12 protein-coding genes are annotated in these 13,680 nt (G+C 24.0%); 4 read left to right on the plus strand and 8 right to left on the minus strand.

Annotated features, from left to right (window positions below; translation table 4 throughout):
* Window position 1: 1 nt before the first annotated feature.
* From MCAN360_RS05750 to MCAN360_RS02795, 5 genes are all read right to left on the minus strand, one after another.
* Window positions 2-511, minus strand: coding sequence for an MSC_0623 family F1-like ATPase-associated protein (locus MCAN360_RS05750; RefSeq protein ID WP_045434274.1), 510 nt, complete (start codon window positions 509-511; stop codon window positions 2-4).
* On the minus strand, window positions 511-1,977 hold the full coding sequence (locus tag MCAN360_RS05755) for an MSC_0624 family F1-like ATPase-associated membrane protein (protein ID WP_045434277.1): 1,467 nt from the start codon (window positions 1,975-1,977) through the stop codon (window positions 511-513). Before MCAN360_RS05755 ends, MCAN360_RS05750 begins: the two co-directional genes overlap by 1 nt.
* Window positions 1,977-4,796, minus strand: coding sequence for an Ig-specific serine endopeptidase MIP (mip, locus tag MCAN360_RS05760; protein ID WP_045434280.1), 2,820 nt, complete (start codon window positions 4,794-4,796; stop codon window positions 1,977-1,979). The genes MCAN360_RS05755 and mip overlap by 1 nt, the downstream gene beginning before the upstream one ends.
* A 20-nt stretch (window positions 4,797-4,816) precedes the next feature.
* On the minus strand, window positions 4,817-7,027 hold the full coding sequence (locus MCAN360_RS02790; RefSeq protein WP_045434282.1) for a putative immunoglobulin-blocking virulence protein: 2,211 nt from the start codon (window positions 7,025-7,027) through the stop codon (window positions 4,817-4,819).
* A 166-nt stretch (window positions 7,028-7,193) separates the two neighbouring features.
* Window positions 7,194-8,075 carry a DegV family protein gene (locus MCAN360_RS02795; RefSeq protein WP_045434284.1) on the minus strand — a complete coding sequence of 294 codons (882 nt, stop codon included), beginning with the start codon at window positions 8,073-8,075 and terminating at the stop codon, window positions 7,194-7,196.
* 224 nt (window positions 8,076-8,299) lie between these two features.
* Here MCAN360_RS02795 and tyrS point away from each other — a divergent pair, with 224 nt between their 5' ends.
* Together tyrS and MCAN360_RS02805 are read left to right on the plus strand one after the other, a co-directional pair.
* The gene (gene tyrS / locus MCAN360_RS02800) at window positions 8,300-9,556 is read left to right on the plus strand and encodes a tyrosine--tRNA ligase (RefSeq protein WP_045434286.1); all 1,257 of its coding nucleotides are present in this window, start codon (window positions 8,300-8,302) and stop codon (window positions 9,554-9,556) included.
* A gap of 34 nt (window positions 9,557-9,590) precedes the next feature.
* Entirely contained in the window at window positions 9,591-10,658 is a 1,068-nt protein-coding gene (locus MCAN360_RS02805; protein WP_045434287.1) for an alanine/ornithine racemase family PLP-dependent enzyme, read from the plus strand.
* Window positions 10,659-10,711: 53 nt separating this feature from the next.
* Here the strand turns inward: MCAN360_RS02805 and rplS are convergent, their stop codons facing one another.
* The 3 genes from rplS to rpsP are packed head-to-tail and all read right to left on the minus strand — an operon-like array spanning window position 10,712 to window position 11,998.
* Window positions 10,712-11,065 carry a 50S ribosomal protein L19 gene (gene rplS, locus MCAN360_RS02810; RefSeq protein WP_045434290.1) on the minus strand — a complete coding sequence of 118 codons (354 nt, stop codon included), beginning with the start codon at window positions 11,063-11,065 and terminating at the stop codon, window positions 10,712-10,714.
* On the minus strand, window positions 11,055-11,735 hold the full coding sequence (trmD, locus tag MCAN360_RS02815) for a tRNA (guanosine(37)-N1)-methyltransferase TrmD (RefSeq protein ID WP_045434294.1): 681 nt from the start codon (window positions 11,733-11,735) through the stop codon (window positions 11,055-11,057). Before trmD ends, rplS begins: the two co-directional genes overlap by 11 nt.
* A 2-nt stretch (window positions 11,736-11,737) precedes the next feature.
* Window positions 11,738-11,998: a 30S ribosomal protein S16 gene (rpsP, locus tag MCAN360_RS02820; RefSeq protein ID WP_045434297.1), complete on the minus strand. Its 261-nt coding sequence runs from the start codon at window positions 11,996-11,998 to the stop codon at window positions 11,738-11,740.
* 189 nt (window positions 11,999-12,187) lie between these two features.
* Between rpsP and MCAN360_RS02825 the strand changes: the two genes are divergently transcribed.
* Both MCAN360_RS02825 and MCAN360_RS05765 read left to right on the plus strand, forming a co-directional pair.
* A complete protein-coding gene (locus MCAN360_RS02825; RefSeq protein ID WP_045434299.1) occupies window positions 12,188-12,589 on the plus strand; it encodes a cytidine deaminase in 402 nt (133 codons plus the stop codon).
* A gap of 19 nt (window positions 12,590-12,608) precedes the next feature.
* A complete protein-coding gene (locus MCAN360_RS05765; RefSeq protein ID WP_045434301.1) occupies window positions 12,609-13,658 on the plus strand; it encodes a helix-turn-helix domain-containing protein in 1,050 nt (349 codons plus the stop codon).
* The last annotated feature ends 22 nt before the right edge of the window (window positions 13,659-13,680 follow it).

Genomic DNA, 13,680 nt, shown 5'->3' on the forward strand with positions numbered 1-13,680 from the left:
TTTATCACCCTGTTATATTTGATTCGTTGTAATATATTTCAATCTTATTTTCTTCAGAATTTTTCTTAATAATTAAATCATTTAGAATTTCAATAAAATATTGCTTTTCTAATAAATAATTTAATTCATTATTAAGAAATTTTGTAATATCTATTTTAAATAATTTCGAATCAGATTTTAAATTGATTGATTCAAAATTGGAAGATGATTTTTCTAAAATAGTTGGAATTAAAAATAAGTTATTTAAATAATTCGATAAAACAAAACTAATCGTAAAATTATCAAAAACAATATCAAATTTATTTTTAATAGCTTCTTTTAATAAAAATAAAATTTTATTAATGTCTTGATTTTTAAATGTTGTTAAACTTTTTAAAAGTATTGTTCATAAAAGTTTATCAAATGAAATAAAATTTTTATTTTCTTTAATTTTCTGAAAGTCTTCATTAATTGTTTTAATTTTCTTATTAGCATCTTTTAAAAAATTGTTTTGAATTTTATTTTTATTCATTATTTACCACCCTTATTAGTATTTAAGAAAGAATGTTTTCTTGTGATACTGCTTATAGTAACAATAAAATTAATTAATATTGTAAATGCAAATATTGCATATATAGCAAGTGTTGAAATTATGAATATTTGATTTAATGATAATGAAGAGCGAATGTTATAGAAAGCTTGATTATTATATGATAGAAGTAGGGAATTTAATCCATTAATAACTATTGTTGTAGTTGTTAAAGTAATTAATAATTTTAGAAAAATTGAGACATAAATTGGTTCATTTGATGTTTTTAATTTGTAAATCATAATAATGATTATGCTATATAAAGAAGCAAATAAAATTGTTAAATTAGTTATCAGTGTTTCGTTATTTTTTAAACTAACTATTGTTGTTGAAATTCAAATTAATAAAAGGGTAAAACTTGTAAAAATATTATTTAGTAAAAGACCTTTTATTTTCAATTTTTTTATAAATGAAATTAATAAATACGAAACAAAAAGCAATGTAATAAAAGCAATAGTTATTAAATATAGATAATTTTGTGAAGGTTTTTCAGCTTCTATAACATCAGATGAATTTTTATAAAATAAGGCTCTAATAAATCAAATTATTGAAGTAAAGCTAAAAGCAATATGTAAAATTATTTTTTCTCTTATTTCATTTTTAGGATATTGTTTTGAAGCTAATAGTAATATTTTTTCAATATTAATTCCGAAGATAACGATTGTTATAAAAACAAAGAATAAAATAATATAAATCAAATATTTACTATCTTTTTGTGTAAATATATTTATAAAAAATTGGTGCACATAGTTATTGTTTAAAAAGTCATATTTATTTTTGTCTTGCACTGAAAATATTCAAATAGATAAAATAGTAATAAATGTCGCAACCAAGATAATTCTTGAAATTATTGATACAATTGTCGCTTTGCTATTTTTATAAACTAAAGGGTTAGTTTTTCTTTTTAATTTGTATGTATAAACAGCATATGCAATATCAATGAATAATAAAAATATTGAAATAAATGATAAATAATAGTAATCTAATGTTTGGTGCTTAAAAAATGTAAATAAAAGTATTAAAGATGTTAATGAAAAAAGTAAATATGTAATAAATCAAGGGATATATTTTTTGGTTGATTCTTTATGAGTAAATATATTCGAAAAGTTCTTGCTAATTGTGTAAATAAAAATAATTAGCAATAAAAAAGTCCTAAATAATGCCAAATAATTAATTCTTTCAAATGCTAGGTTTGAAAATACTAAAAATCAAGCAATATTTTCATTTGGAAATAATTTTTTAGAAAAAATTGTTAGTGGTGAAAAGAATAATATTAGTGCTGACGAAACAACAAAAAAAGTTATTAAAATTGTTTTTAATATTGATACAATTGAATTTCTTTTTTTGTTATTTTCCATAGATTCAAAATCATCATAGATTCTTTTTTCATAAATATTTTTATTTTGCATTACTGATTACCCTCCTTTTTTTTAAATTTAAATTGTTCAGGAATATTTTCTAATTTTAATCCATTTTTAAATAAATTTGTTCTTTCTAATTTTGGGTATGCTTGAATTAAAGCTTCTCTATAAGATTTTTTTTGATTTTCTCCGCCACCATAAATTAAATCATATTGTGGTAAATTATATTTTCCGTATAATCCTTGATAGTCAAAACCTTCTGATCTAAAAGCTATTGAAATTCCAACTCTTGCGGTTGAATTTGTTGCATGATATATTGAAACTAGTTCATTATTTTGATTTCTTATTGATGATCCAGATGATCCGCCGGTTGGAGCTCAACGTCTTGGCATATAACCTAAAAACATATTAAAATATCTTTTGTTATCTTGAGTATATAAAGTATTACCAATTAATGGAGTTACAATAAATGAATCAAGAATTCCTGGTTTATTTAAAAATGAACGATATCCAATTTGATATGATAGAAAATTGCCACGGTCTAAATCTTCTTTTTTAAATGAAGACGGTCAACTTTCATTCTGTGTAATTCTAGCATTATAATATTTTGAGTCAGTATTTGTTCATAAACTATATGAATATCCTAATTTAGCTCTATTTATTTGATCATAATCTTTTTCAGGTTCCAAATAAAAATCAGTTATTGATCCTGGTCATCCAACTGCATATAGATTATCAAGATTTTCTAGTAATTTCCCTTTTGTTATTTTTGGCGTAAAGTCAATAGATTTATAATCATATAAGTAAGATTTAGATCTAAACTTAATATGAATATCTTGTTTATTAGCATAATCATTTGTTATTTCTTTTGCTAAATTAAAGTTAGGAATTAATTTAAAATCATTAGTTTTTGGTTGATCATTTGAAATTGCATGTCAGTTATCACCGATTTTTTCAAAGTCAATTTCAACAACTGCAAAGTCAGCAAATTCTTCAACGTCATTATATTTTTTAGCTTGTTCTTTAGTTAAAAAATCTTTAGGACTAGTTTTTAGATAATCAGTTGCAACAAAAAATGTTTTTATTGCATCGGTTTTTTCAAATACAAATTTTGTAATATTATCATCTAATTCTGAAATTCTAAAATTTTGTCCAACATTAATATCATTATTGATTTTAGTAATTGAAAAGCCAACTAAATTTTTAGAAATTGCTCGTGCGACATGTGCATTAGTTCCAAAATATCATTTAGTCGGATAACCTTTGTTGTTTATTTGAAAGTCTAAAATTCACATTGTTCCTGATTCTGTTATAAATTCGTGTTTGGTTTGAGCTTTTTTTGTTCACTCTGCAATCTGCTTTTCAAGAAATTCAATCTCATCAGAAGGTTTTCTAATTTTATAATGATTAATTGAATCATCATATTGTTTTAAAATTGCATTTTTTTGAGATTTTAAAGAATCAGTTAGATGAGTATCTGTATTTTTAGCAATTTTTTCTTCTCAATATTTTTCAAGCTTATCTTTATCTTTTTTTAGCTCTTCAATTTTGTCTTCAATTAATTGATTAAATTTTTTATTATTTATTGGATCTTTTCAAAATTCAATTAATTTTTTATTTTCTTCAATATCTTTTTGATAAGTTTTGTAATTTGTCAAGCCTAATGAAAAGGTTTGTTTTGCAATTTTTAGATATTGATCATTTACAATTTTTCTAGCAAGTCCAATTTCTCTTTCTGGAATACTATTTTTATTTAAATCTAATGTATCAATATCGGTTGGCATTTTTTGTAAATCATCTTCATATATATTTAATCCATTTAGTTCCCCATTTTCTTTATAACTAGGTAGACTAAAACCTTTATATGCTGAATTATCAAAATTATCCTGATTTAGAAAAGAAGATAATTTATTAAATTTTTCCTTTTGCTCATTAGTAATTTTTAGACTAGGTCTAAGAGAAGAAAGATCTTTTATTCCTTTAAATTCTAAATTAGATTTTAATGATTTAATATATTTTTCATTATCAATATTAAATCTTGTTTTTTGATTATGTTGTAAATAATTTTTTAATTGTGAATTTGAGATTTTATTTGATGTTTGAGTATCGGGTTTATTTCCTTCATTATCGATATTAAAGTTATTTTTGTTAAGACCATAAATTTTAAAAATATGGTTTTTTGTTTTGTTAGTTGCTTTATTTCTAAAAAATAAATTAATTTTAGCCTCGCCAGTAATATTTGCATTGTTTTCTATAATTACATCAATAACTTTAAATTCAATTTTTTTGTTATATTCATCTTGTTTTGCTTGTATTGATATTGTTGAAAATTGATTTCTTAATTGTGTTGGAAAAATATCTTTTTTATTAGAAGCTCCGAATGAAGTAGTAAAAATTAAATTGAAATTTTTTTCAATATCATTATTTTCAACATCTATCAATTTTTTAAAATCATCTTCAAATTGTTGTTCTGAATATATTAATGAAGGATCAATCTGTGGTTTGTTATTGTTTGTTTCATTAATTATTTTGTAATTATTTAATTCTTTAGTAGCTTTTTCAATTAGTTGTTTTAATAAAAAGTTATTTTTTCTTAAATCATTAATGTCAGTTTGATCATTGATAATCAGCTTTTCTAAATCATTTAATTTATTTTGTGCTTCGATATAATCTTTACTTTTATATCCGTTTTTATTTTCATTTTTTATTTCATTTAATAATGTACTTAAATATTTTTTATTTTTTTCTAAGAATGACTTTTCTTTACTAAGTTCATTTTCGCAAGAGACAATAATTAAAGGAATGAATCCTAAAGTATTTGTTGCTAATAAAAAATTAAATATCTTTTTATTTTTGTTTTTAGACATAGTTTTTCCTTAAATTATTTTTAGTTAAATGTTTCATCATTTATGTCAGTAACTTCATAGCCATTATTTATTAATTGCTGTCTTAATTCTTTTGCTTCAGGGCTAATTTGAATTGGCGATGATATTTTTGAAAGATTTCTTAGAACACTTAAATTGGATAAAGCCTTATTGGTTAAAGAAGAAACTCCAGTAATACGAATTGTATCTGTATCAGAACCGTTGCTAAATTCAATCTTTGTAGGAGGTTGTGAAAAAGGAGGTTCATTTATAGCCATAACATCTTCGAATTGTGATTTATCAAGCTCATCTCCACTTATTTCAAAATAATTTTTATCATTAAATAATTTTAGATTTTTTAATTTTCTTGGTTTATTTGAAGGCTTTATATAATCATAAAATTTTAGACCTTTTAATGATCTTATTGAAGGAGCTCTTGAAAAATCAAGTCGAGTTGGATAACTATTATTTCCTTCGTTATTATCTGGGTGTAGTCCTGGTCCGAAATTACCTTCAAAAATACCTTCGTTATTTCTTGTGTAATAAGCCATTCTTAATCCTTCATTTATTCTTTTATAAATGTCGGATTCATTTTTTAAAATATCACTTTCTTCAAAAGCTAACGTGTTAAAAGTAATTCTTGTTGCAATATCAGAACCAGGTTTGTTTTCCTTGCTTACATTATAGTCGATTGTGTTAACTCATTCAACATTTCTAAGTGCTAAAGGATTAATGCTCCAATCATCTAAAAGTGAATTTCCTAGTGTATATAGACCAACTTCTTTAATATTTTTATTTTCAAGAGCAATTAATGAAGCTGTATTTGTTGCTCGATGATCAAAAAATAGTTCAAGTTGACCTAATTTTTGAGGTAATGCTGATAATATTTCTTTAAATTTTTGATTTACATCTTTTTTACCCATATTTTTAATACGGTATGATGTTATCTCAATACCTTTAGCAGTAAGATTTTCAATTAATTTCTTAGTTTTTTCATAACCTTGAAAATTAGCTGCATCAATTTCTACTATTGTTGCTTTTTTTAATTCCCCTTCTTCAGGGTTTTGGTTAGTTAGTCTAGTGATATTTATTCCATCTGTTGTTTTAATACCAAATTCCTTAAATTCTTGTGATTGTGTTACATTTTCTTTTTTTCAACCCGGATATTCTCCATTACTAATTTGATCCGGAGTTCGTCCATAATATCCTTTTATTGGGATTGCACGACGTTTCTTATTTTCTCTTTCTTGTGAAGTTGTAACTTTATTATACCCAGGTGCTGGTTCATAGGTATAAGAGTCTAATTCTCCATTTTCATTAATATATGATTCCTCTGCAGTTGCAGTAAAGCCTTGCTTTAATTGTTGCAATGCACCTTTTGATAATTTATTAAATTTTGAATAATCAAGATTACTAATTAATCAAGCATATTTTAAATTTTGACTTGTGAATTGTTTTGTTGGATATATAGCAGCAGCATCGGGTAATAAAAATTTAATGACATTGTTACTATCTAATAATTTTTGGAATTTTTGAACTATTTTTTGTCAAGCATCAAAATTATTTTGAATATGTTTTTCAGGATCAAAATCGTGAGTTTTTTCTTTTAAAAGATCAGCTCTAAAACTAGAATAAAAATTTTTTAAGCCATGTGCTTCTTTGTTTACTAAATTGTTAACTAAAGCATTTTTTAGTTCTTCAGTTACTTTTATATTTTTAATATCTCCAACAATATGTCTTATATATGGTTTAACATTAGTGATTTTTGCTTCAATATCTCGTTTATCTAATTCTCTAGTCGGAGGAGGTGTAACTTCAGCCTCGATTTTTTTACCAAATAAAGTAATAGTGGTTTTTATTGTGTTTGAAGTTTGATTATTTTGAACATCAGGTTTTTTCTCAATAAGTTTTTTTTCTTTTTCTATTGTTTTAGGATTATGCGGAATAAGAATCGGTTCTATTTCAATTTTTGGTTCCGGTTTTGGCTTGATTATAATTGGTTTTTTAATTTCCTTTAAATTACGATCTGTAATTGAATTTATTGCTTTTTCTGTATCAGGATTACCTTTATGAAAAATATCAGATTTTTCTCCGAAATGATTATTGTATTTAAATCCATTTAAATTCTTTTGATTATATGAAAATAAAATTGATCCAAGAGCTACCGATGCTAAAATAGCACCAGATAATGATAAAGCAACAATTTTAATTCTTTTTTTTCTTTGAAAAAACATTAATCACCTCACAAAAAATAGTTATTAACTTTTAAACTAACCTATTATACCAAATTTATATATATATATATATGATAATATAAAATATGATTTAAAATAAAAGTAAAGCAATATAAAAAAGCTAACACTTTGCAATGTTAACTTTTTATACATTATTTTTAGCTTGTTATACTTTTTTTGCTAATGAAAAGAATTTTTCTTCTATTTCTGGTTTTACAACCGCAATTGAAACACAAATAGCACCAATTCCTGTATGAATTGAAACATCAAGCGGTGCTCTAAATTTATATATAGAAATTTTATTTTCAGTAATATTTTTAAATTTATATATTAAATCATCAATAATTTCGTTTTCAGCTGATAAAACGATTAATTTTTTATTTTCTAAATCATTTTTATTATTTTGTCACATATCTGACACAACTTTTTCTAATGATTTACTAAAAACTCTTCCAATTCCTTCTTTTTCTAAAATTCCCTTATTAAAAGCTATTAACGGAACTATTTTTAAAAGTTTTGCAATAGCAGCGGCAGGTTTTGATAGTCTACCACCTTTTACTAAAGCATCATTATATTGCGGAATTAAAATTAATTTTTCATTATTTTGTTCAAAAACCTCAATAGCTTCTTCAAATTTGTGACCCTTTTTTATTAAATCTTCAAAAATTAATAGATCCCTTACTATTAGGTATGATATTTTTTTTGATTCAACAATATGAACATTTTTATTATCTTGAAATTGTGTTTTTAAAAACGACATTTCAGAAGATAAAAATTGTGATATTGGATAAATTAAAACTTTATCATAATCTTCTAAATATTTTTCAACAATTAAGCTGTTAGTGCCTGGTGATGAAGCTGAAGTAGAAGCATTAATTTTTTTATTATCTCTTCACATTTTAGCGAAATCTTCAATAAAAATTTCTTTACCAATTTGATAATTTTTTCCTTCAATTTCACATTGTAATGGAATAAAATCTCATCCTAATTCATTTGCTTCTTTTTCTGTTAAACCAGAAGAAGAATCAACTATAATTTTAATTTTCATAATTTATCTCCAATCTATTTTTTAATAAAATTTAAAAATAATTTGTACATAAAATTATATAGTGGTAAAAATAAATTTTTATCTTTTTTTACTAAGTTTTTATAAACGTATTTATATTTTATAGTAATTAAAATTAAACGTTAAAAATTCATTTTTTTGTATAATTTAATTTAATATATTAATAATTTGAGTATTAAATAAATTGTAAAAAATAAGGAAAAAATATGTCAGCAAATTTTATTGATGAATTAAAAGAAAGAATGATTCTTAATAATATTTCAAATAAAGAAAAGTTTTTATCATTGCCCAAAGATTGTGGAATTTATATTGGATTTGATCCGACAGCTAAAAGTTTGCATTTAGGAAATTATTTGCAAATTGCTACTTTGTTACGCTTTAAAAAAGAAGGTTATAAAGTTTATGCTATTTTAGGTGGGATAACTGGAATGATAGGTGATCCTAGTTTTCGTAATTCTGAAAGAAAATTTCTTGATAAAGAAACATTAAAGAATAATAAAAATTCAATTAAAAAACAATTAAAAAAATTTGGTTTAACAGTTATTGATAACTACCAATTTTATAAAGATATGAGTTTAGTTAAATTTCTTTCTGAAATTGGAAAATTAATTAATGTCAATTATTTATTAGAAAAAGAAAGTATTTCAACAAGACTTAAAACAGGTTTAACATTTACTGAATTTAGTTATCAATTAATTCAAGGTTGAGATTTCAAAATGTTATATGAAAAACATAATATTAAGATACAAGCAGGTGGCTCAGATCAATGGGGTAATATTACAACAGGATTGGAATTTATAAGAAAAATTCATGGTGAAAATGCAGATGCTGTTGCCTTAACAATTAATTTAATAACTGATGAAAATGGAAATAAATTTGGAAAATCAACTGGCGGAGGATCATTGTGAATAGATAAGAAAATGACGTCACCTTATGATTTGTATCAATTTTTATTAAATCAAGCAGATTCAAAAGTAGAAGAGTATCTAAAAACCTTAACATTTATTTCATTATCTGAAATTAAAAATATTATGAAAGAACATAATAAAGAAAAAAATAAAAGAATTGCTCAAAAAAAACTTGCTTTTTCAGTTGTTGAAAACATTCATGGAATTAAATATGCCAAACAAGCACAAAAAATTAGTGATATCCTTTTCTCAAAATCTAAAAAAGATTTAACAATAAGTGATATCGAAATGATTAAAAATTCAATAAAAACTATTTATATTAATCCAGAAGATAAATTTATTGATTTTATAAAAGAAAATAAAATTACTTCCTCGAATCGAGAAACAAGGGAGTTTTTACAAAAAAAATCATTTGCAATTGATAATGTAATTATTTCTGATGAAAATGAAATTACTAGTTTTAAAAAATATAATAACAAATATGCAATTTTAAAAAAAGGGAAGAAAGATTTTTATATCTTAATTAATAAAAAAATACAAAATAATTTAAATTAAAAATTAATTTATATATCTAAGCAGGGATTAAAATATGAGTTTTCCTAAAATTATTATTAATGAAACTAAGTTTAAAAATAATGTAAAAAAAGCAATAGAAATATGCGCTAAAAATAATATTGAAGTTTTAGCAGTTACAAAAGGTTTTTGTGGCAATCGGAGAATGGCAGAACTTTATTATGAAGCTGGAATTAAATGTTTTGGTGATTCAAGATTAGAAAATTTTGAAATTTATAAAGATGTTCCAGGACATAAACAGCTTTTAAGAATTCCAATGATTTCTGAAATTCCAAGAATGCTCGAGTTATGTCATTCATCATTAAACGGTGATATTGAAGTAATAAGAAAAATTAGCGATTATGTTATAAATAAGAACCTAAAACCTCACGAAATTATTTTGATGGTTGATTTAGGCGATAGAAGAGAAGGTTGTTTACCAGAAGAAACTTTAGATATAGCTAAAGAAATTAGTAAACTTCGTGGCGTTAAATTAATTGGTTTAGGTTGCAATTTTGGATGTTATGGAGCAAGAATACCTTCTGATGAATCTATGTCACTATTAGTTAAATTGCAACATGAAATTGAAAATAACTTAAATATAAAATTAATTCATATGTCTGGTGGAAATTCACTTAATTTACATTTAGTTTGAGAAAATAGAATGCCTAAAGAAATTAATTTTTTAAGAATGGGTTTTGCTATGATTTTTGGTACTGAAGATATGTATCGTAAAACCATACCCGGCATGTATCGTGATGTTTTTAGGTGTGAAGCTGAAGTTATTGAGGTTGACTATAAATCTTCAATGCCACTTGGATTATGCGGAATTGATGCTTTTGGACATGTTCCTTATTTTGAAGATATAGGTGACATAAAAAGATTAATTTTAGGAATCGGTAAACTTGATACTATGTTTGATGCCATGATTCCTTACGATAAAAATCTAAAAATTTTAGGTGGATCGTCAGATCATTTAATTATAAATGCTCAAGATAGTAAAAATGAATATAAAGTTGGTGATATTATTAAATTTAATTTAGATTGAGGTAGCTTACTTTATTTGTTTAATTCAAAATATGTAGAAAAAGAGTTTGAAAAATAATAATAAAAAAAGTGCTTAAAATTAGGCACTTTTTTAAAAAATATAAATTATAATTATTTTCTTTTGATTTCTTTCAATCTAGCGCTTTTACCTTTAAGACCTCTCATGTAGTAAAGTTTAGCTCTTCTAACTTTATTCTTTCTAACAACTTCAATGTTTGAAATTAAAGGAGAGTTAATTTTAAATATACGTTCTACACCAACGCCATATGAGTCTTTTCTAACAGTAATTGATTTATTAATTCCTTCACCATATGAGGCAATAACTAAACCTTCAAAAGCTTGAATTCTTTCTTTATCGCCTTCTTTAATTCTAACGTGAACTCTAACATTGTAACCTTCTCTTATTTGTGGTAAGTCAGTTCTTATTTGTTCTTTTTCTACAAGTTCTAATAATTTACTTCTCATTTTTTTCAATCCTTTCGATTATATCTTTACGATTTTTTAATGTTTTTAAATAAGCATTTTCCTCACGTCATTTTTTTATTAATTTATGATTCCCTGAAAGTAAAACTTCTGGAACTTTTAAACCTTTATATACAGCTGGTTTTGTGTATTGCGGAAAATCAAGTAAACCATCATTTTCAAAACTTTCATTTTGATGACTACCTTTTCTTAAAACACCAGGAACCAATCTTGCTATTGCTTCTGAAATAACCATTGCTGGAATTTCACCACCAGTTAAAATAAAATCGCCAATTGATAATTCTTCATCCACAAAATTTAAAACGCGTTCATCAAAACCTTCATAATGGCCACACACAAGAGTTATTTCGTTTAGTTTTGCTAATTCATGTGCCTTATTTTGGTTAAATTTTTTTCCTTGTGGACTAACTAAGATTTTATAGCTATTAGGCAATGTTTCTAAAGCTAAATCAATAGGTTCTACTTGTAAAAGCATTCCGTCGCCACCGCCATAAATAGTATCGTCAACTTTATTTCTTTTTTCTTTTGAAAAATTTCTGAAGTCGATAATATTTAATTCAAGATGACCTAATTTAATTGCTTTTGCAATAATGCTATAACTTTTAAAAGCTTCAAAATATTTAGGAAATAGTGTGAGTATGTTTATTTTCATAATTATTTATTTTTATTAGCAATGTAGTTTTTGTAGAAATCATTTCTTTTTAAAAGAGTTCTTACTGTTTCTGTTGGCTTAGCACCATTGTTTAAATATAATGTTGTTAGTTCTTCATTTAGAACTAATTGTTTTGTATGAGGATCATAATGACCTAATTCATCAATGAATTTTCCATCACGTGGAGCTCTAGCATCTGATGCTACAACTTTATATGTTGCATGGAATTTTTTTCCGGTTCTTTTTAATCTTAATTTAACCATATTTTTCCTTTCTTAATTTCTGAAATTAACTTATATTTTTTAATTAATAAGATAATTGTAGCATAAAAAAAATCTGTTAAGTAAAAATACTTTACACTTTTTCATTATTTTTTTATTTTTTGGAAATATTAAAATATTTATTTTAATAATTTCATCTTTTTAGAATTTACAAAATGGTAAAATATAACTATGAAAAAAGAATTATTAAGAGAAAAATTAAAATATTCCTATGCACCATTTTCAAAAGTTCAGGTTGCTGCTTTGGCGATTGATGAATTAGGAAATGAATATTATGGTGTTAATTGTGAAAATGCTGCCTATCCTAGTGGGCTTTGTGCTGAAAGATCTGCTTTGTTTAGTTCTGTTGTTAAGGGAGCTAAAGTAGGAAGTTTTAAGGAGTTACACATTATTAGTAATTTAAATAAGGTTTTGTATCCCTGTGGGGCATGTCGGCAAGTTATGATTCAATTTTTAGAACCAAAAGCTAAGATTATTTTACATTCAACAGATTTAAAAACTGAGTTGGTTTTTACAATGGATGAATTATTGCCAGGCGGGGTTAAAGACGAAGATATTGTTGCAAGTAAATAATAAAATATAAGGATTTTAAATGGTTTCAGAACATATATGTGATTTAAAACACATTAAATTACATGGAAAAAATTTTGGTGAAGAAATTGCTTATTATTTAAATAAATATTCAATTTCACAAAAAGAATTAGCCCAAAGATTAGGTTTGAGCACTCAATATGTTTACATAATTATAAATAGTAAGACAAATGTTAATTTAAGCATTTCTATTCTTGAGGGATTAGAAAATGTTTTTAACCTTGAATTAGGAACGCTATCAGAGGTTTATTCTATTTTTGCAAATCGTGAAAGAGTTGAATCTCAAGATATTCAAAAATTACTTATTGATTTCGGTGAAGAATTTATAATTCAGAATCCTTATTTGCCTCTTATTAGTAATATTAAATTATCTCATGATATGCCAGTTGGTAAAAAACTTATGATGATGAATAAGTTTTATGGTGTAGCAAATTTAAATAATTATAATGACTATTTAAAAGAAAATGCTTTAGCTGATGAAAGTGTTTATTCATCGCCAAATAGTAAAGTTTGAATAAGATTTTGTGAACTCTCTTTGCTAAAAAGTATTGAAGATAAAAAAATTGGTGTTTTTAGAAAAAACACATTTGATATTGTTTATAAAAAAGTTGTTAAAATAATTTGTGATAATTCAAAAGATTTTAAACAAAAAATATTTAAATTAGAAAATTATTTGTTAACAAAAGGAATTGTTCTAATTACGATGCCTTTTATTGAAAAAAGTGATATTGCAGCAATAACTTTTAAAAAAGGAGCAAGAAGATTAATTTTTGTTTCTGATATTTATAATTGTGAGGCTTTTATTTTTAATTATATTCTTCATGAAGTAACTCATTGTTTTAATGTTAATAAAACCGAGAAAGAAATTGATTCTATTTATATAGAAGCATACAATAAAATAAAAAAAGAATTATCGTTAGAATACCAAGGAATTGACGATGGTATATCAGCATTTTCTAAATGTGAGAATGTAAAACACCAAGATAGAAAAGGCGATAGCTGCGAAAATATTAAACACGTTTTTTTAAAATACGAAAAGGTTTCATTTTAGAATTTAAATTATAAAAAATAAA

It is taken from the genome of Metamycoplasma canadense (genome assembly GCF_000828855.1).
Lineage (GTDB): Bacteria > Bacillota_I > Bacilli_A > Mycoplasmatales > Metamycoplasmataceae > Metamycoplasma > Metamycoplasma canadense.